At 49.5% G+C, this 22,300-nt stretch carries 22 protein-coding genes and 1 tRNA gene; 13 read left to right on the forward strand and 10 right to left on the reverse strand.

What is annotated here, in order from left to right:
- Positions 1-44 precede the first annotated feature (44 nt).
- From queF to ABEA14_RS18240, 8 genes are all read left to right on the forward strand, one after another.
- On the forward strand, positions 45-902 hold the full coding sequence (gene queF, locus ABEA14_RS18205; RefSeq protein ID WP_345342114.1) for an NADPH-dependent 7-cyano-7-deazaguanine reductase QueF: 858 nt from the start codon (positions 45-47) through the stop codon (positions 900-902).
- Between the two features lie 150 nt (positions 903-1,052).
- Entirely contained in the window at positions 1,053-3,146 is a 2,094-nt protein-coding gene (locus ABEA14_RS18210) for a tetratricopeptide repeat protein (protein ID WP_345342116.1), read from the forward strand.
- Between the two features lie 104 nt (positions 3,147-3,250).
- The gene (locus tag ABEA14_RS18215) at positions 3,251-4,801 is read left to right on the forward strand and encodes a diguanylate cyclase (protein ID WP_345342118.1); all 1,551 of its coding nucleotides are present in this window, start codon (positions 3,251-3,253) and stop codon (positions 4,799-4,801) included.
- 53 nt (positions 4,802-4,854) lie between these two features.
- Positions 4,855-6,210, forward strand: a complete 1,356-nt coding sequence (ppnN, locus tag ABEA14_RS18220) for a nucleotide 5'-monophosphate nucleosidase PpnN (RefSeq protein WP_345342120.1) — start codon at positions 4,855-4,857, stop codon at positions 6,208-6,210.
- Positions 6,211-6,224: 14 nt separating this feature from the next.
- Positions 6,225-7,004 carry a 5'-3' exonuclease H3TH domain-containing protein gene (locus ABEA14_RS18225; protein WP_345342122.1) on the forward strand — a complete coding sequence of 260 codons (780 nt, stop codon included), beginning with the start codon at positions 6,225-6,227 and terminating at the stop codon, positions 7,002-7,004.
- Positions 6,997-7,701: an SDR family oxidoreductase gene (locus ABEA14_RS18230; RefSeq protein WP_345342124.1), complete on the forward strand. Its 705-nt coding sequence runs from the start codon at positions 6,997-6,999 to the stop codon at positions 7,699-7,701. The genes ABEA14_RS18225 and ABEA14_RS18230 overlap by 8 nt, the downstream gene beginning before the upstream one ends.
- 30 nt (positions 7,702-7,731) lie before the next feature.
- The gene (locus ABEA14_RS18235; RefSeq protein ID WP_345342126.1) at positions 7,732-9,471 is read left to right on the forward strand and encodes an HDOD domain-containing protein; all 1,740 of its coding nucleotides are present in this window, start codon (positions 7,732-7,734) and stop codon (positions 9,469-9,471) included.
- A 73-nt stretch (positions 9,472-9,544) separates the two neighbouring features.
- On the forward strand, positions 9,545-10,336 hold the full coding sequence (locus ABEA14_RS18240) for a hypothetical protein (protein WP_345342128.1): 792 nt from the start codon (positions 9,545-9,547) through the stop codon (positions 10,334-10,336).
- On the opposite strand, the gene rlmM is transcribed toward ABEA14_RS18240, so the two are convergent.
- The 10 genes from rlmM to hemA form a co-directional block, all read right to left on the reverse strand.
- Positions 10,296-11,372: a 23S rRNA (cytidine(2498)-2'-O)-methyltransferase RlmM gene (rlmM, locus tag ABEA14_RS18245; RefSeq protein ID WP_345342130.1), complete on the reverse strand. Its 1,077-nt coding sequence runs from the start codon at positions 11,370-11,372 to the stop codon at positions 10,296-10,298. The genes ABEA14_RS18240 and rlmM overlap by 41 nt on opposite strands.
- Positions 11,369-11,737 carry a DUF423 domain-containing protein gene (locus ABEA14_RS18250; protein ID WP_345342132.1) on the reverse strand — a complete coding sequence of 123 codons (369 nt, stop codon included), beginning with the start codon at positions 11,735-11,737 and terminating at the stop codon, positions 11,369-11,371. Before ABEA14_RS18250 ends, rlmM begins: the two co-directional genes overlap by 4 nt.
- Before the next feature lie 36 nt (positions 11,738-11,773).
- The gene (locus tag ABEA14_RS18255; protein WP_345342134.1) at positions 11,774-12,427 is read right to left on the reverse strand and encodes an alpha/beta family hydrolase; all 654 of its coding nucleotides are present in this window, start codon (positions 12,425-12,427) and stop codon (positions 11,774-11,776) included.
- A complete protein-coding gene (locus ABEA14_RS18260) occupies positions 12,420-13,370 on the reverse strand; it encodes a transcriptional regulator GcvA (RefSeq protein WP_345342136.1) in 951 nt (316 codons plus the stop codon). The genes ABEA14_RS18255 and ABEA14_RS18260 overlap by 8 nt, the downstream gene beginning before the upstream one ends.
- Positions 13,370-14,224: a 3-deoxy-8-phosphooctulonate synthase gene (gene kdsA / locus ABEA14_RS18265; RefSeq protein ID WP_345342138.1), complete on the reverse strand. Its 855-nt coding sequence runs from the start codon at positions 14,222-14,224 to the stop codon at positions 13,370-13,372. Before kdsA ends, ABEA14_RS18260 begins: the two co-directional genes overlap by 1 nt.
- Positions 14,225-14,286: 62 nt before the next feature.
- On the reverse strand, positions 14,287-15,102 hold the full coding sequence (locus tag ABEA14_RS18270) for a SirB1 family protein (protein ID WP_345342140.1): 816 nt from the start codon (positions 15,100-15,102) through the stop codon (positions 14,287-14,289).
- Between the two features lie 8 nt (positions 15,103-15,110).
- On the reverse strand, positions 15,111-15,500 hold the full coding sequence (locus tag ABEA14_RS18275) for a SirB2 family protein (protein WP_345342142.1): 390 nt from the start codon (positions 15,498-15,500) through the stop codon (positions 15,111-15,113).
- 27 nt (positions 15,501-15,527) lie between these two features.
- The gene (gene prmC / locus ABEA14_RS18280; RefSeq protein ID WP_345342144.1) at positions 15,528-16,403 is read right to left on the reverse strand and encodes a peptide chain release factor N(5)-glutamine methyltransferase; all 876 of its coding nucleotides are present in this window, start codon (positions 16,401-16,403) and stop codon (positions 15,528-15,530) included.
- On the reverse strand, positions 16,396-17,484 hold the full coding sequence (gene prfA / locus ABEA14_RS18285; RefSeq protein WP_345342146.1) for a peptide chain release factor 1: 1,089 nt from the start codon (positions 17,482-17,484) through the stop codon (positions 16,396-16,398). The genes prmC and prfA overlap by 8 nt, the downstream gene beginning before the upstream one ends.
- 15 nt (positions 17,485-17,499) lie before the next feature.
- Positions 17,500-18,765: a glutamyl-tRNA reductase gene (gene hemA / locus ABEA14_RS18290; RefSeq protein WP_345342148.1), complete on the reverse strand. Its 1,266-nt coding sequence runs from the start codon at positions 18,763-18,765 to the stop codon at positions 17,500-17,502.
- Positions 18,766-18,943: 178 nt separating this feature from the next.
- Between hemA and lolB the strand changes: the two genes are divergently transcribed.
- The 5 genes from lolB (at position 18,944) to ABEA14_RS18315 (ending at position 22,286) form a co-directional block, all read left to right on the forward strand.
- A complete protein-coding gene (gene lolB / locus ABEA14_RS18295) occupies positions 18,944-19,573 on the forward strand; it encodes a lipoprotein insertase outer membrane protein LolB (RefSeq protein WP_345342150.1) in 630 nt (209 codons plus the stop codon).
- Complete coding sequence (ispE, locus tag ABEA14_RS18300; protein WP_345342152.1) at positions 19,573-20,427, forward strand: 4-(cytidine 5'-diphospho)-2-C-methyl-D-erythritol kinase; 855 nt, start codon at positions 19,573-19,575, stop codon at positions 20,425-20,427. Before lolB ends, ispE begins: the two co-directional genes overlap by 1 nt.
- A 13-nt stretch (positions 20,428-20,440) precedes the next feature.
- A tRNA-Gln gene (locus ABEA14_RS18305) sits at positions 20,441-20,515 on the forward strand.
- A gap of 30 nt (positions 20,516-20,545) precedes the next feature.
- Entirely contained in the window at positions 20,546-21,487 is a 942-nt protein-coding gene (locus ABEA14_RS18310) for a ribose-phosphate pyrophosphokinase (protein WP_345342153.1), read from the forward strand.
- A gap of 166 nt (positions 21,488-21,653) precedes the next feature.
- A complete protein-coding gene (locus tag ABEA14_RS18315; protein WP_345342154.1) occupies positions 21,654-22,286 on the forward strand; it encodes a 50S ribosomal protein L25/general stress protein Ctc in 633 nt (210 codons plus the stop codon).
- Positions 22,287-22,300: the final 14 nt, after the last annotated feature.

The raw sequence follows: 22,300 nt of genomic DNA on the forward strand, positions 1-22,300 counted from the left end.
ATAAATGAGTACAATACGGGCATACTAACGAACACCATACCACCATGACCAGTAGCTACGATAATCACCCCGATTTACAAAACCTCTCCTTGGGCGAAAAAACTGACTACAACAGCGGGTATGCACCTGACTTGCTTCAAGCAGTACCACGATCATTAAACCGTTCTCAGATCGGACTGGATGAAGATAACTTACCCTTCGATGGCGGAGATATTTGGACAGGTTACGAGTTGTCCTGGCTTAATAACAAAGGGCTGCCTCAAGTCGCCGTGGCAGACTTTGTACTCCCCTGCCAATCGCCGAGCCTGATTGAGTCAAAGTCTTTTAAGCTGTATCTGAACAGTCTCAATCAACATAAATTTTCAGATTGGCAGCAAGTAGCGGCAACGCTGGAACAGGATCTTTCTAAGTGTGCAGGAGCAAACGTCAGCGTCACACTGCACAAGCTCGATGAGTATGACGGCCAGACAATCCGAGGTTTTGATGCTATCTGTATCGACGAACAGAACATTGAAATAACGGATTACAACTATGCCCCTGATTCACTCAGTTCTGATAACGGCCAAACACCACTGAAGAAAGTCAAAGAAAGCCTTCAGAGTCATCTTCTCAAATCAAATTGCCTGATAACCAACCAGCCTGACTGGGGGTCTGTACTGATCAGGTACGAAGGACAACAAATAGACAGAGAACGGCTGCTTCGTTACCTAATCTCGTTCAGAACCCACAACGAGTTCCACGAACAGTGCGTCGAACGGATCTTTATCGACCTGAAAACACACTTTGAACTTGAAAAACTGACTGTGTACGCCAGGTATACCCGTCGCGGTGGACTGGATATCAATCCTTTTAGAAGTGACTTCGAGCAACTTCCTGACAATTTGAGAATGGCGCGTCAATGATATCGCTCGCAGTGACGAAAGATTCAATCTAACATGCAAGCACTTTATTAAGAGCTGATGTTTATCTTGTTGAGATCTCTAATTTTAGCTTTGGCTTTGCTGTTCCCGTTTTATTCACAGGGCTCAGTCAACGAAAACAAACTAGCGGAAATGCGAAGTGTGCTACCACAACAGCCGCAGATTGCGCGCAAACTCGCAACAGACTGGCTTGATAGCAGCGATACCTCGCTATCCGCGGAACATAAGGCTGGAGCTAACCTCATTATTGCTAGCAGTTATATTGAGGAGAAATTGTCCCCATCTCTTGCCAGAAAGCACTTAATGTTTGCCAGAGAGCAACTTTCTACGACCTTCAACCCACACCTAACGGCGGAATCCCACCTTATCTCGGGGCGCATTTCGGCCTATTTTGATAACAATGTTTCTCTGGCAGTTATCGAGTTCGATAAGGGTCTTGAGCTATTAAACCGCGCGACAACACCCGCGCCAAGGTTACTGAAACACGCGCTCCATGAAGCATTGGGAAGAGCGTACAATGATCAAGCCAAGTACAGCCTGGCCAGTCAGCATATGCTGGCTGCATTAGCGCTTACCCAGAAAGAAGATGACCCAGCCTTAAAAGTCTGGACCAGAGTCTATCTGGCACAATCCTACAAAGGGCTACTCCAATCCCAACAGGCAATCAAATATCTACTGGCTGCGCTGGCAATCTCAGATCGGGCGGAGAATAAAAACCTATCGGCTTACATATACGGAAGGCTCGGGCTGGTATACAAACAACTGTCTAACTTCGCCAGAGCACAAGACTACATTGAGCGCGCAGCGGAGCTCTATCAACAGCTTGGTGACCAATCCAATCTGGCACATACCCTGAACTTTCTCGGTACTGTCTTTGAGCAGCAGGGATTGTATGACACAGCACTACTTCATTATCTGAATGCCCTTGAGCTGACACGAAAGAACCCTTCACCAACGAAAGTCGGCCTGCTTTATCATAATATTGGACAAGCCTACTTGCACTTGAAGGACTATTCGAACGCTCAAAGCTATCTTGACCACGCACTGCTCGAGCTATCCCAGGCTGAGAACGCCCATTATTTAGGAGCGTCTCACCTGCTCATGGCCAAGCTTCAGTTCCAACAAAGGTTCAACGAACAAGCGCTCTTTCATGCAAATGAAGCGCTTTCGCTCTCCTCGGATGGAGATTATCAATACACGCCAGCAGAGGCCCACGAACTTTTGGCGCAGCTGTACGCGGATAAGCAAGACTATGAGCAGGCTTATCGTCACAAAGACAATGCCAGCCGCTTTAAAGCACCACAGCAGGCTTTGCTGCCGCCAGCAGATAACTCTGAAGAGTTCTATCAACAGCAGCAGTTGCAACGTTCGATACAAAACTTGCGTCACCAGCTAGAGGATACAACGGATAACCTCTCCTCATCCCAGAACTGGCTCCGCTTAGCAGTTGTATTCGGTCTGTTATCAGTTTTGTCTTTGATTCCATTAACACAACAACTGTTTAAACGAAGCCGTCAATTGAACCAGGTAAAAGGTGAACAAGACAAGCACCCAACGACCGGACTAAAAGGACGCAAAAAACTGCACGGGTTCCTGCTCGAAAGCGTGCGAAACTCGTTAAAAGAACACGAGCAGTTCTATGTTGATAGCAGCCAACCCATTGAAGGTTACCGGCAGTTTTACTTTCTGATAGAGATGCCGGTTATGCGACAACTCTACTATTCAAAGGGGTTCAACTACGGCCGAGAGTTTGAAGAGAGACTCGGGGCTTGCTTAGCCCAGGAGGAAACTCCAGAGTTAGTCATCTATCACCCCAGGGACTATATTCTGTGCGCAAGCTTAAGCATGGAATCTCATATATCCGAGAAGCAGGCCATCTACCGAATAACCAGTATGCTAGAGCATGTTTTTGACCAGCTTGAACTGAAAGAACAGCAGCGCATTATTTCGATTGGTGCCATTGCAATTCCATTTCTATCCAAGTCAGCAAGAGCCATCGATGGAGAAAACCTGCCTGAATTATTGCTGCTGGCGCTAAGTGGCGCCAATCAACTGCGAGTAATTAAAGGCGAGACTGCGTGGGTTGCCTTACATGCGCTGGATGCGGCTCCTGGCACATTATTCAATAGCAACGCACGCACAGGGTGTCTACTTGGGCTTCGAAAGAATCTGGTCAAAGTATTGGCATCACACAATAAGCAGCTGATTGAATGGCCAAAAGACTGATGTTTGATTTAGAAAAACAAACAGTTGGAAAAAGCGCTATGTTTATAGTTGAATGCTCAGTAAATGTTATAGTCGGCATCCAATAGAGATTCAGGAAGAGTGAGATGACGAGTTCAGCTCAAGGTGGCGCGAACCTTGATTTACTTAACAGAAAGTTAAAGGACTCCCACCAAGCCTATCAAAAGCTGGAAGTTCGTTATAAGCAGGAAGCAGCCACGCTCTATAAGCTGATCAATAAACTCTCGAGAGCCTGCAAAGGACAGAATATTGAGCTGGATAACAAGCTGGCTCAGCTAAGAACCCACCTTGCTGATAATCTGAGTGTCGAAAAAGCAAACAGCCTTATAAATGGCATCGATCAGCTACTGAATAATCATACAAGTCACATTGAGCAGAAGCTCAATCTGACCAGAGACACGTTCGTATCCTCAGGCAAAAACTTACAGCAATGGCGAGGTTTACCCCCTCAGCTCCGCCGAGACTTAAGAGCGCTGCTGGACGAAAGCAACAAGCCCGATCAAACCGTCTACGACTTTCTCCCCCATTTGCAAAAGTTAGTAGAGCTATACAACAGTGCCTATCAAGCTGCAGATGGCAGCCAAGAGGGTCAGGCGGTTGAGACGCTCAAACGTGAATTTACCGATGAGCTGTTAGCACTGACGACAGACATCGAATTTGATGCATCTGCAAATGAGAAGCTCAAGCAACTGAAGCAGAGAATTGGCATAGCTGGCAAAGCAAACGAACTGCTTGCGGTGTGCATAGAACTAATCAAGCTGCTGATTGACGGTATTCAAAGCGAACGTAAATCTTCTGAAGCGTTTCTCACTCAGCTAAACGACGCGCTCAGTACTGTTTACAGTGCAGTTGCCAAGTCACTACAGGACTCACAGTTCATTACGGAGCAGAGCCGTGAAGTCAATGCAGAACTGAAACTGCAAATCGAAAAGCTGGGTCAGGAAGTAGATGAAGCCACAGATCTGGACTTGCTGAAGAAAAGTGTCAGAACCCATCTTGCTGAAATTGCAGATGCGATTGCCCGCAGAGAGAAACTGGCAGAAAAAGAACAGACCCTTAACGAGCTGCTCAAAGGGATGCAGAGCCGGGTAAACACTCTCGAGGTCGAAGCCAAGGAGTATCGGGCGCGACTAAACGAGCAACGCCACAAGCTGTTCCTCGACAGCTTGACCCAACTCCCTAATCGCGCGGCGTTTGATGAACGCCTGGAAATAGAATACCAGCGCTGGAAGCGATATGGCGGCGAGTTATCTATCGCCATTATGGACTTGGATCATTTCAAGCGTATCAATGATACCTATGGCCATGCTGCTGGCGATAAAACATTGCAGGTGGTTGCACAGTTGTTGAACAAAACTGTGCGGAAAACCGACTTTATAGGCCGGTTTGGGGGTGAAGAGTTTGTTTTAATCCTGCCAGAACAGGCATCAAAGAATGCCGCAGCCCCAATGAACAAGTTACGGGTTGCCGTGTCTAAACTTCCATTCAAGTTTAAGGGCCATAGTGTCACAGTAACCGCATCCGTTGGCCTATCTACCTTCAAAAAAGGTGAAGATATCTCCACTGTTTTTGAGCGTGCAGACCAAGCGCTTTATCAGGCAAAAGAAGAAGGCCGTAACAAGCTTTGCATTAAATAGCACGCATTCCTCAGCACCGCCTCTGCGCGGGCTCATAAAAAGAGAGGTGCCTTATGATCACCCAGATTAGTCCCTCAGGCAGCATGGAGCTGCTATCACCGCTGGAAGTGGAGCGTCTGAAAGCCAGCTCCACCAGCCAGCTTTACCGTTTGTACCGAAACTGCTCCCTGGCAGTACTCAATTCAGGTAGTAAAACAGACAGCAGTAAAGAGACACTGGAACGGTATAAAACCTTTGATATCAATGTGCTTCGCCGTGAGCGAGGCGTCAAAATTGAGCTCATAAACCCACCCGATGAAGCGATTGTCGACGGGGAAATCATACAAGGTATTCAAGAACACCTGTTTGCTGTACTAAGAGACATTGTTTACGTCAGTGACAGGTATGCGAGTAATAATTTCCTCAACCTTACGAATTCTCAGCACCTGACCCATGTTGTGTTCGATATTTTAAGGAACGCAGGTGCCCTCCACTCCCAGTCAGATCCCAACATGGTTGTCTGCTGGGGTGGACACTCAATTTCAGATATTGAACACCAATACACACTGGAAGTTGGTCACGCACTTGGCTTGCGCCATCTCAATGTCTGCACAGGATGTGGTCCTGGCGCGATGGAGGGCCCCATGAGAGGGGCAGCTATCAGCCACGCGAAACAACGAGTTAGAAACGGCCGCTACCTCGGTTTGACTGAGCCAAGCATTATTGCGGCAGAGCCACCCAACTCTATTGTTAACGAGCTGGTGATCCTTCCCGATATTGAAAAGCGTCTGGAAGCATTTGTGAGAGTCGCACACGGCATCGTCATATTTCCAGGCGGGGTCGGTACCGCTGAAGAATTACTCTATCTATTGGGGATTTTGCTGCACGACGAAAACAGTAAACAACCTTTCCCCATCGTGCTTACCGGTCCAGAAGAATCAGCTGAATACTTCCATCAAATTGATCAGTTTATTGGTGCAACCCTTGGCCCTGAGGCCCAAAACAAGTACCGCATCGTAATTGGTGACCCCTCTCTGGCCGCAAGAGTGATGAAGGAAGCCATGCCTGATGTCCGTGCTTATCGTAAAACGATTGGAGACGCGTATCACTTCAATTGGTCTTTGAAAATCGAACCAGAGTTTCAACTGCCATTCGAACCCAGTCACGAGAACATTGCACAGCTGAATCTTCACAAAAATCAGAATAAGGCATCCCTGGCGGCGGATCTGCGCCGGGCATTTTCTGCGATTGTTGCGGGGAACGTGAAAGCAGAGGGTATGAAGTCAATCGAAAAGCATGGTCCGTTCGTCATAGACGGTGACCCAGAGCTGATGAAGATGCTAGACCGGCTGTTACGCTCTTTCGTCAATCAGCAGCGTATGAAGCTACCTGGTACCGATTACGTCCCCTGCTATACCGTTCAATCCTGAAGGCCAGCACTATAGTGAAAGGGAAGCTACTGCTAATTGATGGCATGAATCTAATCAGGCGGATCTACGCCGCCTGTGAACGCAGTAACTCATCGCAGCCTGTAGAGCAGGCGATCCAGCGAAGTAAGCAAACGCTTCACCGCTTACTTCAGCAACACCGCCCCAGCCATGCCCTTTGTGTATTCGACGGGCAGGAAAAAAACTGGCGCACCGAGCTACTCCCCAGCTACAAGGCGAACCGCAAGCCCATTCCTCAACCACTCTCCAATGCATTGGATCAGTTCCAACAGGCGTTTTGGCAACTTGGCGTTGATTCTCTGCTATCAGAGTCAGATGAAGCCGATGATCTGATAGCCACAATAACAGCCAAGGCGAGCAATCACCTGCCTGTGGTGATTGTCTCAACCGATCACGGCTATGGTCAGCTAATAGGGGCGGCGATTTCTCAATGGGACTGCTTTTTGCGCCAATATCTTGATGAGCAATTTTATCGCGAAAAGTACGCTATTCAGCCCGGTTTACTTCCGTTGTTTGTGTCACTGGTAGGTAGCCACAGTCATAACATCAAAGGCGTTAAGGGCGTCGGAAAAAAAACTGCCGCAAATCTGCTGCAACATATTCAAGAGCCGTCCGATATTTGGAGAGATGTGATTGATGATCCCAAGTTGGCGCAAAAACTGAGAGAGAGTGCAGATATTATCGATATCAACTTTCGTATTTTGAATTATAAGAAAGATATCCCCTTAGGCTTTTCAATGAGTGAAATACGTTATTCAGGAGCAAAGGATGCTTGAAACAACAAATGTGCTTATCACCGGAGCCAACCGAGGCATCGGCTTGGAGTTTGTAAAATACTATTTGGCTCAGGGTGCTAATGTGATTGCCTGCTGCCGGCATCCATCTGAAGCCCATGAGCTTGTCACGATAAAGCGGGAACAACCAGACAAACTCGCTATACAGACGCTCGATGTAGCAGATCCCGAAAGCATTGAGCAGGCTGCAATGAAATTAGCCAACCTCTCTATCGACATACTGATCAACAACGCAGGAGTATATGGGCCCAAAGGCTATAGTTTTGGAGACGTTGAAGCGGATGTTTGGCAACAAGTACTGCAGGTAAATACCATTGCCCCACTCTTAGTCAGCCAAGCTTTTCTACCCCATTTGAAAGCTGGAAAACTTAAAGTGCTAGCCTGCATCACCAGCAAGATGGGAAGCATGGCCGATAATGGCTCCGGTGGCAGCTATATCTACCGCAGCTCCAAAGCAGGGCTAAATGCGGTGGTCAAAAGCATGGCAATCGACCTGGCTGCTCACCAGATTAAAGTGGTCGCACTCCACCCCGGCTGGGTGAAAACCCAGATGGGTGGCAGCAATGCATTGATCACAACTGAGCAATCAGTCTGCGGCATGACTCAAGTAATTGATAAATTAGATAATGAAACCTCTGGCCTGATGATAAACTTTGATGGAACGGCTATACCTTGGTAGCTGATATTGCGGTAAGTAGACAGTTTGCAGATGTCCGACTCTGATAAATCTTTACATATTAAACATCCAGACACTCTATATCAGGGTGTTTACAAACTGTTTGTTATGGCCGAAGTGCCAGATAGGACAGGCTTTGCAAAAGCCGCATTGGCCCTGGCAAAATCTATCTATCATGGATACCCGGTCGACGCCCCTGTGATGATTGCGCATTTGTCCCTGCACAATCACCGCTACGCCCTGTCAGTCAACGAAGCGCTCAACTGCGCGATCCTTACCTGCGCGCTTTGTTATCAACGCCGATGGCCAGCTCAGCTCAGTGTGCCTTTGATTGCCGCTGCTTTGACCAGAGATATCTCACATCTGGCAATGAGTGATAGCCGATTCGATGGCACACGTTTTACCGATGAACAAGCCAACGTTTGGCTGCAACGGGGCCAACATAGCGCAGAGTGGTTAAAACAAGCGGGGGTCAAATCCTACATTTGGCTGAGATCGGTACAGCTTCATAACACCCGTATGAATGGCAAAGGGACACCAGCGCTTGCCGGCTATCAAATTAACCCTGCGGCACGGTTACTGGCATGGTGCAGTTTTTTTGCAGAGCAGATCTGCCCTAGAGAAAACCGCTCAGGTCTGCGTCCGCGCCAGATTATTCGCTATGCTATCGGCCGTGGCAGGCTTGCGTTTGATAGGGACCTGGTCAATCTAACGGCTAGAATTTTCGCGCCTATTCAACCTGGCGCAGTGATTAAAACCGATGATGAACAGCTGGCAATTGTTATCGGCCGACAGAATCGCAATGAAGCGTTAATCACTTCCATAGAAGCTAAAGACCTTTCTGTCGCGCAGTGTAATGTTGAACAGATCGTTCGTCGCTACCCGACTCAACTAGAAAAAGGGCGCCACTTCCTAGCCCGAATCATTCGGGGCTGGCAGCAGATGCAAGCGCAATCTGTAGTCCTTCTCGACGGATTGAAGTTGCCTCGACAAGATACCCTATCGCCCGAAGAGATTGCAGAAGCGGCGTACTTTTTTAATCAAGAAGAGCCGAGTGTTAATGAGCTCGCCAAACTGCTTGAACGTCATCCTGCACTGCAACGGCGGATGGCCAAACAGGCCAGCCTTATGAGCAAGCGCCAGCGGGACATTACTGACGCCAAACAAACACTGATGATGCTTGGACTAAAACGCGCAGCACCACTTGTCCAGAGAAGTGCCATTTTGATGGCGCTGGACAAAGACTCGGGCCCTTACCTACCCTCGATGTCGACCATTGTCGAAAACTATTCTGGATTAGCCTCTTTACTCGCCGATGCGACCCGGTTTGCAGATCCTGAAAAGATCAGAGTTGCAGCCACGGTTCAGTGCTCTGGCCTGCATTTGGCCCCAGAAATGTACTCTAACAGACCAAAATGGCATGACATAAATGCAGAAAACCCCAGCGGTTGGTTTAAGTCGAATGATCCTCAGCGACTCTCGTCGTTAGGTCTGGCCTTTGCATCTCGGTGGCAGCTGCCAGAATTTACCATTCATGCACTAACGTTGGCGGCAGATCGCGCCAGTCCAAACGCATCACGTAAAGCGATGGGCTATGCCTATCTGCTGCGATTAACCAGTTTACTATTCAGTCAGTTATGGGTTGAAGGCGAGCAATTACAACACGATCGGCTTAGCTCCTTGATGTCTGCTTTACACATCGAGCAATCACAAATTGCTAAGTGTCTGACAATATTCACAGAAAAATATCACCCACACTGTAGTCTCGATTAGCTTGATGATTTTATGAACAGTGGTAGAATCTGGCCTGTCGGATATGGAAGCCGGCAGAGATAGGAGAAGTAGCTTGCTGACATTGATTCGTTGGGTTTTCTGCTTGCTGAGTCTAGCAGCGACCGCCCTTTTTGTAGTTGACGGTGCATTACGTGCTAACCCAACTTTACCCATGGCGATATATATCGCAGTTATCATCTGGGGTATTGCGGGCGCATCGTGCTTTGCCCGCGATTGGAATATTGGTGCAGCTTACGCATTTCGTCCTTTCATGCTCTCAATCCCGGTAGGCTTGGGCCTCTGCATCTGGGGTTTCTGGACCGCAGACCATGAGCCAATGAGGTATTCTGAACTGCCTCGCCTAGCTAATGCTCAGCCTGTTCTGCATGATGAGAGTTATCAACTGCCTGATTACCAGGATCAGCTAAAACCTCAAACCTATCGCCCTAAGTTGCAAGCAGTACCAACACAAAAGCAGCCAGCACAAAAAATTATATCGATTGTGGCCAACGATTGTGACCTGAATACAGATCAGCAACGTTGGTGCCGCGGCTTTTACTTCGATTCAGGGGCTCGCCCAGAGCAAGAGTTGGTGGCACATGTTGCCAAACAGCCCATGCTAGAGATAGGCCCCTGGCCGGAAGATGCCTGCCCCAGTTACAGCGTGTTTGACGGCAAACACAAGTATGGGCAGGTGGTGAACATTCGTAAGGGTGAGGTTGAATGTGGCGTGGCGCCTGCCAAACATGGTCAAGCGCCTGTACAGGTTTGCCTGCAGTGGTATCAATACGATTGCATCGTGCCAGGCGCAAGCGCCTGGGCAGCTAACGATCGCGACGAGGCTCCCGACGTAAGTGTACAGTGATCTCCTCACGGTCATGATATAGATGCTTGGCCGTGACCTGATACCTCACACCCTCATCCCGCAAGTATTGTTTCATCAAATCAAGACAGCGCTCAGCTTCTGAAAACCTCTGTTTCATTGGCAATTTCAAGTTAAAAATTGCCTCTTCACACCAGCGGTTAGCGAGCCATTGGCCCATAAGTCTTGCCACACGGCCAGGCTTCTCAACCATGTCACACACCAGCCAAGTGACATTTTTACGCTTGGGCTCAAAGCCAAAACCATCTTCCTGAAAATGTTTAACCTGGCCGGTATCCATTAAGGCCTGATCCATTGGACCATTATCGACCGCAGAAACCATCATGCCCCTTCGAACCAGCTGATAAGTCCATCCTCCCGGGCTAGCACCTAAATCAACCGCGTTCATTCCAGATGTGACCCTTTTCTCTGTCTCTTCCGGTGGCACAAAGGTTAGAAATGCTTCTTCAAGCTTTAAGGATGAGCGGCTTGGCGCATCCTTGGGATGACGGAGCCTGGGGATCCCCATTTCAAAGCGGCTATTGTTACCCGGAATAGAGTAACCCAGCATCATCTCAGTGCCGCTGAGCACGCACAGGTGCATCACTGGCTTATCGGCTTTAGGTTTATCGGTCAGCTTGTTGTGCTTTCTCAGCTTCTGACGCAGCGGTACTGAAAACTTCCGACAGAATTTGCTAAGCTCTTTCCCTTCATTGGTATCAGTGGGCTCAACAATCAGTTCACCGCAAAGAGGCAGGGACTGGGCCGCTTCAAGTACTTCTGCGACGCGATCATCAACCGATATATCCTTTAAATGTGCCGTACATGCAATCATCTGTCGGGCAAAAATCAGTCGCCAAAATTGCAGACGACGCACCAGGTACTCAGCATCACCTTCAGTAAAACACTTGTATAAAACATATCCGGTGTTCGGTTTTGCTTCTGCATATCCAGCAGCCACGCTCATTGCCCTGTGTTGGATCTCTGCAGCACACTCCTTTTCAAAACCGGGGCGGCAATACAATAACAGTGCGTTCATGACATCTCCTGCCAGATTTTCTTTGCGGATAAAAGCCAGCCCAAAATCATCGCAGAGCCGCCTATGGGCGTCACCATGCCAATGGTACGCACCCCAGAGAGAGCGAGCAGATAGAGGCTGACGCTAAAAATTAACGCGCCAGTGACTAACCAGACGGCTTCAGCTTTCAGTCGAATACCGCTGAAAAGAGAAAGCGCCACCAATACTAATACACCTAGCCCATGATATATCTGATACTGCACTCCCGTTTGGAATGCAGCCAAAAGCTCTGGTTCAAGTCTGGCTTTCAAGCCATGGGCGGCAAAAGCACCTAATGCAATACCGCTCGCCATCATCAATGCACCTATGGTGGCAAGATTCTTCATGCTATCTCATTAATCCTGTTTTATTCCGGATGTTTATCAGCACGCGAGTTTTGACTTGATAAACCTAGCGGTTTGCTCAGCAGCAAACACTATGTTGTCGTCCTGCGTGACACCAGACTTCTTCGTTGGCTTAAAACTGTGTTCACCATCTTTTACGGCGACCAATGAAACATGCTCGGGTAACTGAAAACCAGACCATTCATCACTCCGGCCAAAAGGGTCTCGTTCACCCTGCAAAACGAATATGTCAGCAGCGCTTGCTTCAAGCTCGTCTCTGCGTAAACGCTCTGGCTTACCCGGTGGGTGAAATGGATAACCGTAGGCAATAACACCTCTGGCTGACAGCCCTTCAGCAACCAGACACGCCACTCGGCTTCCCATCGATTTGCCAGCAACAAACAAGGGCAGATTATGATCAAGCTGTTCCCCTACCCGAGTCATACAATCAACCAGCTTGGGCAGACGATCCGGAGGGCGTTTTTTCTGCTGCTCCAGTGCCTGCACCATATAATCAAAATTGAAGCGTACGACCTCAAGATGTTGATTCGACAAGGCCTCAGCCAGCCGTGACATGAAGTCATGAGACATGCCTGCACCGGCACCATGGGCCAACAGCAGCCTTGCTATCGGCTGTTCAGCGCCGTTGACCAGTATGTTAGGGTTTACATCACAAGCTGAGCAGTCAGTCATGATGGCTGCCTGCTACTGCGACTTCCTCTTCAGGCTGCATGCCTGCAAGGTAGTTCTGTTCTGTCGTTACCCTGTCCATGACCCACTCTTTAAACGCCACCACCTTAGGGTTATCCGCATCTTCTTCCGGATAGACCAAATAGTAGGAATCACGGCTGAGCATTGCCGTTTTAAATGGCACAACAAGGCGTCCACTTTCAATATCCGGGCGAGCCAACGTTGTATGTCCCAGGGCAATGCCCTGCCCCAGAATAGCGGCCTGTAGTGCCATGGTTGAGTGACTGAATATTGGCCCTACATTGGCGTTAACCTGTTTGGCACCAGCTTGCCTCAGCCATCGCTTCCAGTCTTGGCGAGAGCCATCGTGCAGCAGGGTCCTGTTGACCAAGTCATCAGGCTCTTGCAGCTTGTCTGCACCTTTGACAAATTCAGGCGCACATACCGGGATGCGGTATTCAGCATGTAACTTACAGGACTCGTAGCCAGGCCATCTTCCACGACCGTAGAAAAATGCCACATCAACATCGTCTTCCAGCGGGCCAGACTCTCTATCAATCGCCTTGATTCGGACATCAATTTCAGGGAACTTTGAACTGAAGTCGCTTAATCGAGGCACCAGCCAACTGATAGCAAAACTCGGTGTCATGCTCACCGTCAGTGCACCGCTGGCACGCCTTGCCAACATGCGTTCGGTTGCCTCAGACAAACTTCGTAATAACGGGCTGATCGCCTGAAAGTAACTCTGGCCCTCTTCTGTCAGTAGCAATGCGCGATGCGCTCTGCGAAACAGGCGGACACCGAGATAGCTTTCCAGCGATTTGATCTGGTGGCTCACCGCAGCCTGGGTAACAAAAAGCTCTTCGGCGGCACGTGTAAAGCTGAGGTGGCGCGCGGCCACCTCAAACGTTCTAACAGCATTGAGCGGGGGAAGTTTGCTACTCATCAAGCAGAGGTATCAATCTCAGGTAATGACTTCACAACCTCATCCACCGCCTTCACGTGGGAGAGGAAGGATTCCAGCTTAGACAAGGGCAATGCGCTTGGGCCATCACAACGTGCATTGTCGGGATCTGGATGAGACTCGAGGAACAGTCCTGCCAAACCTACTGCCATACCTGCACGCGCAAGCTCTGTCACCTGAGAACGGCGACCACCGGATGCTGCCCCCAAAGGATCACGACACTGGAGCGCATGGGTCACATCGAAAATCATGGGAGCGTTGTCACATGCGTCTCGCATCACACCAAAGCCAAGCATATCCACGACCAGATTGTCATAGCCCATGCAGCTGCCACGTTCACACAGAATGACTCGCTCGTTGCCACACTCACCAAACTTCTCGACGATATTCTTCATCTGGCCAGGACTTAAAAACTGGGGCTTCTTGATATTGATTGCTGCTCCGGTTTTAGCCATAGCCTCGACCAAGTCGGTTTGTCGGGCCAGAAATGCCGGAAGCTGAATCACATCGACCACTTCTGCAACAGGTGCAGCCTGAGATGGCTCATGAATATCTGTGATAACAGGCATACCAAAAGTGCTTTTCAGCTCTTCAAAAATCTTTAAGCCTTCATCCAGGCCTGGACCACGATAAGAAAACACCGAGGAGCGATTCGCTTTATCGAAGCTGGCTTTGAATATGTACGGAATGCCCAGCTTCTCTGTCACTTTGACGTAGTGCTCAGCCGCCTTCATGGCTAAATCTCGGGACTCCAGCACATTGATGCCGCCAAACAAGACAAATGGCGCGCGGTTAGCTACTTCAATATCACCAATCTTAACGACCTGTTGTGCCATAACCTTCTCTCTTCTCTTTTTATTCGGGCCAGCGATTTCGCGGACGGAAAACAGTTCTAAGACTAGTGGAACACAACCTGTTCGCTAGCCATTTGACGCATTTGGGTTTTCAACAGCGGTGCCGACGGATCATCTGGGCATTTGTCCAGAAAGAACTCAAAGTCCTTTACTGCTAAAGGAAAGCATTCCAATTGCTGAAGCAAAAAGCCTCGGTCACGAACCTCAAATGGATCATCACCATTCATGGCCAAAAGGCGCTCACTACAAATCAGTGCTTCAGCGAATTTTTCTTCACGGATATAGGCGGCCTTTAATCCCAGCAACAAACGACCCATTGCCTCATCTTCAGAAATGCCTTTAAGCATCTCTGAATCCAATCTTGCCAGGTCGCCCTTGATACCTCGATACCGGGCTTCCATTTCACTAAAAGAGAGTTCACGCCCTTCGGTTGCATCAATATAACGATAGCCTTGCTGGGGATCTGCAAGCTTCACCAATACCGCGCCAGGGTACTCGACCAGTTCGCCACTAACTTCACTGTATTGAAGCAGGTATAGATAGAGCATAGACATGACAATAGGACTGCCCGCCTGTTGCAACAACACCTTATCAACCAGGCCATTGTCAGGACTCAAGCAGTTCTCGGCCTGAGCTTTAAATTCCAATTCGCCATAAAAGAACTCATTGAAAGCGGCCAATCGCGCGTCCAGCGAATCATAATAGGCGGTTCGCTGCGCAACATCCCATGCCCACTTATCTAGCAGCATCAGGGTTTTAGCGGTAACGAATTTACGTTGCAATCGGGAGGACAGTTCAAGGGCCTGTCCGGTCACTGATTTGATATCAAACGTCGCAGTCAAATTTACTTCTCTACTCACGAACGGGTTTAACCAAGAATAAATGGCGCTTTTGTTCTGGCCATATACAAAATGGCGCCAAAGGTAGCCACTGCACAAGCAAAACAGATACGTTTGATGGTGGCAGTTTTACCCCATTTCAAGGCAAACATGCCCAAAACAATATATAGGATCAGCAGCAGGATCTTCTCTGTCAGCCAGGCATGCACAAAGGGGTATTGCTGTATTGCAATGGCAATCATTGCAGCAGAGACCAAAAGCAGCGTATCGTTAATATGAGGCACGACTTTGAGCAGTTTGGCATTGGCAAATCGGGAGTTAACTTGCTGCAATACAAAACGAAGCACAAACAGAAAGATGCTGATCACAGCAAACATCATATGCATATGTTTCAACATCAGGTAGTTCTCAGCCAACATCAACTCATCCCCTTTGTATTCGGCTCACTAAGCGTTAAATTGGGCTAACGTACAACGCGGGTTACCACCCAGATCCTTCTTGGTTTCCACCGAGGTAAATCCGGCCGAGCTCAATAAAGCCCTGACCGCTTCCCCCTGTTGCCAGCCATGTTCGATCATCAGCCATCCATCTGCAAGCAGGTGTTTCTTTGCCTGCTCTATGATGGCAATGATATCTGCCAGCCCAGCGTTTTCGGCAACCAAAGCAGACTTTGGTTCAAATCGCACATCGCCCTCTGACAAATGCGGATCATTGGCATCTATATAGGGCGGATTAGTGACAATCAAATTGAATTTGGCGTCAACGTCAAAAGCCGATAGCCAATCGCTCTGCAAAAAAGCCACCTGGCGCAGGTTCAGCCGGTTTGCATTCCGTTTAGCAAGCTCGACGGCTGACATTACGCGGTCACATCCCCATATCTGCCAGTCCGGTTGTTCTGAGGCCAGCGCCAACGCAATTGCCCCCGTCCCCGTTCCCAGGTCAATTACTCGCGCGTCAGCTGCCAATGGCAGTGCCAACGCCAACTCAATCAACAGCTCGGTATCAGGGCGCGGGATCAGAGTATCGGCCGACACTTCAAATGGCAGACTCCAAAACTCCCGATAGCCTGTAATGTGTGCAATTGGCTCGCCTGCCGCACGCCGCTGCAATAACGCCACAAATGCATCACGCACCTCATCAACAAGCACTTTTTCTGGCCAGGTAAGCAGATAACTGCTGGGCTTACCCAGTAGATGGCAAAGCAGCACATCTACATCCAGCGCGGCCGTATCTGTCAGCCCTTTTAACTGTTCACGCCCCCACTTTCTGAGGGCTGCGATACTATTTTCCGGGCTACTGGTCGCCGAATCGTAATCAGGCATCTTGTGCCAGAGCGGCTAATCTATCTGCCTGATCTTCCTGAATGATCGGCTGTAACACAGCGTCTAATTCGCCTTCCATCACTTCTGCCAAGCGATACAGGGTGAGGTTGATACGGTGGTCACTCACTCGCCCTTGCGGGAAGTTGTAGGTACGGATTCGCTCTGAGCGATCGCCACTTGCAACCAGGCTGCGACGCATGGTGTCCTCTTCCGCCTGCCGCTTTTCATCTTCCGCCGCTTGCAATCGCGCTTGAAGCACGCTCATTGCTTTGGCTCGGTTCTTATGCTGCGAGCGCTCATCCTGACACTCAACCACCACGCCCGACGGGATGTGGGTAATTCGGATCGCCGAGTCGGTTTTGTTCACGTGCTGACCACCCGCCCCACTGGCGCGGAAAGTATCCACTTTCAGATCGGCAGGGTTAATCTCAATCGCTTCGGCCTCAGGGATCTCAGGCATCACAGCAACTGTAACCGCAGAGGTATGAATACGCCCTTGCGATTCTGTTTCCGGTACTCGCTGCACACGATGGCCGCCAGATTCAAACTTCATACGGCCATAAACACCATCACCTGTGACATGGGCGATCATTTCTTTGTAGCCGCCATGCTCACCTTCGTTTGCGGTCACGACGGCGATCTTCCAGCCCATCTGCTCGGCATAACGGCCGTACATGCGGAATAGATCGCCCGCAAAAATGGCGGCCTCATCACCACCGGCACCCGCTCGAATCTCAAGATAAGCGTTGTTATCATCTTTAGGATCACGAGGAATCAGTAGGATCTGTAATGCCTGAGCAAGTTCTTCTACTGCGTCCTTTGCCGCTTTGAATTCTTCCTGAGCCATCTCACGCATTTCAGGATCATCATCCTTGAGCATCTCTTCAGCTGCCTCAAGATCCTGCTCTGCCTGCTGGTAGTCGTTAAAACTCTTGGTGACCTCTTCCAGCTGCGAATACTCTTTCGAGAGTGCGCGGAACTTGTCCTGATCACTAATAACCTCAGGTTCACCAAGAAGGGCCTGAACTTCTTCATGACGCTCAGCAAGCGCCTCTAGTTTTGCGTAGATAGATGATTTCATCGTTTCCCAGAGAGATTAGCCGTGCTTGATCAGATCCAGCCCAAGCACATCTCTTATTAGATTGAGCTTATCCATCTCACCGGCCTGACCCGCATCGGTCAGCGCTCTGGTTGGCGCATGAATAAGTCGATTAGTTAATTTGTAGGCCAGCTCGTTTAGCACCTGCTCTGGTGCACCGCCGCCCTGAAGGTTTTTAAGTGCACGTTCTAACAGCTCATCCCGCGTCTCTTCGGCCAAATGACGATAAGAACGAATAGTGTCAACCGCACTTTGACCACGTAACCAGCCTTCGAATACGTCCACCTGATCCGCGATAATCAGTTCAGCTTCTTCGGCCGCTTCTTTGCGAGAGGCCACATTCTGCTCAACGATACCCTGAAGATCATCGACGGTATAAAGGTACGCGCCGTCCAGTTCTTCCACCTGCGCTTCAATATCTCTTGGAACAGCCAGGTCAATAAGAAGCATAGGTGCCTGCTTTCTTCGAACCAAGGCTTCACTCACCATGCCAGTTCCGATAATAGGCAACGGCGCCGCAGTGGAAGAGATCACAATATCCGCAGACGGCATATGTTCCGGCACCTGACTCAGGGTAATTGCTTCAGCCTGGAACTTGTCAGCGACTTCGAGCGCTCTGGCCACAGTTCTGTTAGCAACCATCATCTGCCCAGCGCCCTGCTCCTTCAGGTGCTGAGCCACCAGTTCAATGGTTTCACCAGCGCCCACTAATAGAACACGGCTTTGTTCCAATGAACCGAAGATATGTTTTGCCAGGTTAACCGCTGCATAGGCAACAGACACAGCACTGGCACCTATTTCAGTTTCAGTACGTACCCGCTTAGCAACACTGAATGACTGCTGAAACAGGCGATCCAGCACCGTGCCCAGTGTGTTGGCAGCGCGAGCTGATGCGTACGCCTGCTTGGCCTGTCCTAAGATCTGCGGTTCACCAAGCACCAATGAATCCAGGCCACTGGCAACGCGCATCAAGTGACGCACGGCCTCATTATTCTCGTGGCGATAGATAACATCAGAGAGCGTTGACACTGGAATATTGTGAAAGTCAGCCCACCAAAGCAACAGCGCATCGGACAGGCCTTGGTCACCGTGGCAATAGATCTCTGTCCGATTACAGGTAGAGACAATGGCTGTTTCGTTCACCCCCTGCATCGCCTGCAACGCACGTGCAGCGTCAATCAGGGCATCAGGTGAAAAAGCCACCTGCTCCCGAAGAGATACTGTTGCTGTTTTGTGGTTTAGGCCGAAGGCGTAAAGCGCCATTTCTCAGTAAAACTGCCATTCATTTTCGTGACTATCGGGCAATTTTACGAGAATAGCGCCTTTCAGGGAAGTCAATCAGTTGCCCAACTAAGTACCAAGGTTATACTGTCCGAAAATTAGTGTGGATTTTGTTGTCAGTAACAAAGTCTCTTTACGTTGTCATAACGGGTTATCTCCCTTGAACATTTCTACCCTATTGCGTCTATCGGCTCTTGTTCTAACCGCCCTTTTGCTCACGGGTTGCCCACAAACCCCAACCATACAACCAGATGATGTTGCCGATCCCGAACAGGCATTTGCACTTCATCAAGCCGACCTCGAACAACTTTCTCATTGGAAGATCCGAGGAAAAGTCGCCATCAAAACTGCGGATGAAACCAATACTGCCAATCTTAATTGGCAACTAGAGCAAGACGTTTATGCCCTGAAGCTCACCAGCTTCATTGGTACTTCATTGATGGAATTGGACGGAGATAGATATCAAGCAAAGCTGAAAGTGGATGGCGAAACCTATGTCTCGCGCGCACCGGAACGTCTCATTTACCAAACCACAGGATGGCGACTACCCGTGAGCACACTTCCGGATTGGGTGGTTGGCAGGCTCAGTGATAGCGCGAGCAAACACACGCTGGATGCCAGCGGTCGCCTGGCAACCCAGTCACTACAGACGGAAGATGGTATGCAATGGAAACTCGACTATCGTGAGTATCAGCAGGTTGACCAGCGATGGCTGCCAAGAAAAATGACCATTAACGGGCCCGAAATCACTATCAAATTGGTCATAAGCAAATGGGAGGTACTCTCTTGATGGCCTCTCAAGAAAACCTGCTCAACGTACCTAGCCCTGCCAAACTCAATCTTTTTCTGCATATAAATGGTCGCCGAGAAGATGGTTACCACGAGCTGGAAACAGTGTTCCAGTTCATTGATTATGGTGACACGCTCAGTTTTTCCGTTCGTCAGGATAGCGAGGTTTCCTTAACGCCGGGCATTGATGGTGTTCCCAACGAGTCCAATTTAATCGTTAAAGCTGCAAGACTGCTGCAACAGACCTGTGGCTGTGACCTGGGCGCAGACATTACTCTGGAAAAACGCTTGCCCATGGGCGGTGGTATTGGTGGTGGGTCGTCAAACGCTGCAACCACCCTACTGGCATTAAACAAACTTTGGGGGTTGGCGCTCGATCAGGATCAGTTAGCAGCCCTTGGCCTGACGTTAGGTGCGGACGTGCCGGTATTTGTAAGAGGTTATGCAGCCCTGGCGCAAGGCGTTGGCGAACATCTAACTCCCATAGAGTTGGCAGAGCCTTGGTATGTGGTGTTAAGGCCAGATTGTCACATTGGTACTGCCGATGTATTTGGCGACGCAAATCTGCCAAGAAATACCGCTAAATTAGAAAAACCACCCAAAGATATGTGGCAGCTCAAAAATGACTGCCAAAAACTGGTGTGTGAAAAGTTCCCTGAAGTTGAAAAGGCCTTACGCTGGTTGCTAGAATACGCGCCGGCTAGGATGACGGGCACTGGAAGTTGTGTTTTTGCACAGTTTGACAGTGAAGATAAGGCGAAAGCCTGCCTGGCTGCGGCAGCCCAAACCTACCAGGGCTTCGTAGCAAAAGGTACTAACCGTTCTCCTCTGCTAAAGTATCTGAACACGCAATAAAACAAATTTTTATTGGGGTATCGCCAAGCGGTAAGGCAGCGGGTTTTGATCCCGCCATTCCCAGGTTCGAATCCTGGTACCCCAGCCAACTCTTTAATCATGCTCCGAGGGTCAAAACGTGCCTGATATGAAGCTTTTCGCCGGTAACGCAACACCGGAACTCGCAGAAAAGATCGCCGAACGTCTTTACATCAAACTGGGTTCCGCCTCTGTCGGCCGCTTCAGTGACGGTGAGATCAGTGTCCAAATTAATGAAAATGTGCGAGGCCTGGATATCTTTATCATCCAGTCCACCTGTGCACCAACCAACGACAATCTGATGGAATTGATCGTGATGGTTGATGCGCTGCGTCGTGCTTCAGCAGGTCGTATTACTGCGGTAATTCCTTACTTTGGTTACGCACGTCAGGACCGCCGTGTACGTTCACAGCGTGTACCTATTACCGCGAAAGTCGTGGCAGACTTCCTATCAAGCGTCGGTGTTGACCGCGTGTTGACCGTTGACCTTCACGCCGAACAGATCCAGGGTTTCTTCGATGTACCGGTAGATAACGTATTCGGTACGCCTATCCTGCTCAACGATCTTAAGCAGAAGCAATATGAAGAGGCGATCGTCGTTTCCCCAGATATCGGCGGTGTTGTTCGTGCCCGAGCGATGGCCAAGCTACTGGAAACCGACCTGGCGATTATCGACAAGCGTCGTCCTCAAGCCAACGTATCTCAGGTAATGAACATTATCGGTGACGTAGAAGGCCGTGACTGTATCCTGGTTGACGACATGATCGACACTGGCGGTACTCTTTGTAAGGCAGCTGAAGCGCTGAAAGAACATGGTGCAAAGCGTGTGTTTGCTTATGCCACACACCCGGTGTTCTCTGGTAACGCCATCGCCAACATCAAAGACAGCGTGATTGATGAAGTGGTTGTCACTGACACTATCCCGCTGCACCCGGACATGGCTAAATTGCCTAACGTTCGTCAGCTGACCATGAGTGGTCTGTTGGCAGAAGCGATCCGCCGCGTGAGCAATGAAGAATCTATCTCGGCGATGTTCAGCTAAGCTTTTCGCTGACCAACGACGAATCATAAAGGAGCCGAAAGGCTCCTTTTTCGTAATTTAATTGAGTGCGGTAGGACTTAGTGTTAGGATACCGCGCCTTTTAAAGGCTGGGTCGATTATTTGGTCGCGAATAATCGACAAATTTTACTTATTTGGAGTGACATAAATGTCTGATATCTATACTTTGGATGCAGAAATCCGTACAGACCTGGGGAAAGGTGCGAGCCGCCGCCTGCGTCACGCGGACAAAGTTCCTGCAGTCCTTTACGGTGGTGACAAAGAAGCCGTATCTCTGACTCTGGATCACAACAAGGTGATCAAAGCGTCTGAAAACGAAGGTTTCTACAGCCACATCCTGACTCTGAACATCGGCGGCGAGAAAGTTGAAGCGCTGCTGAAAGACGTTCAGCGTCACGTGTACAAGCCAAAGATCACTCACTTGGACTTCCAACGTGTTGATGCGACTCACGCTATCCACACTAAAGTTCCAGTGCACTTCCTGAACGAAGAAACTGCAGCTGCAGTTAAAGCCGGCGGCATCGTGGTTCACCACATCACTGAAGTGGAAATCACCTGTCTGCCAGCAGATCTGCCAGAGTTCGTTGAAGTTGACGTTGCTGACATGGAACAGGGCGCTACCCTGCACCTGTCTGACGTAGCTCTGCCTAAGGGCGTAACTTCAGTAGAACTGGCGAAAGGCGAAGGCCACGACCAAGCGGTTGTTAGCATCAATGCTCCTAAGGGCGCAGCTGCTGACGAAGACGACGCAGAAGGCGAAGAAGCCGCTTCTGAGGAATAATTGCCCGGGGACAC

This window comes from Corallincola platygyrae (genome assembly GCF_039544265.1).
GTDB classification, from domain to species: domain Bacteria; phylum Pseudomonadota; class Gammaproteobacteria; order Enterobacterales; family Neiellaceae; genus Corallincola; species Corallincola platygyrae.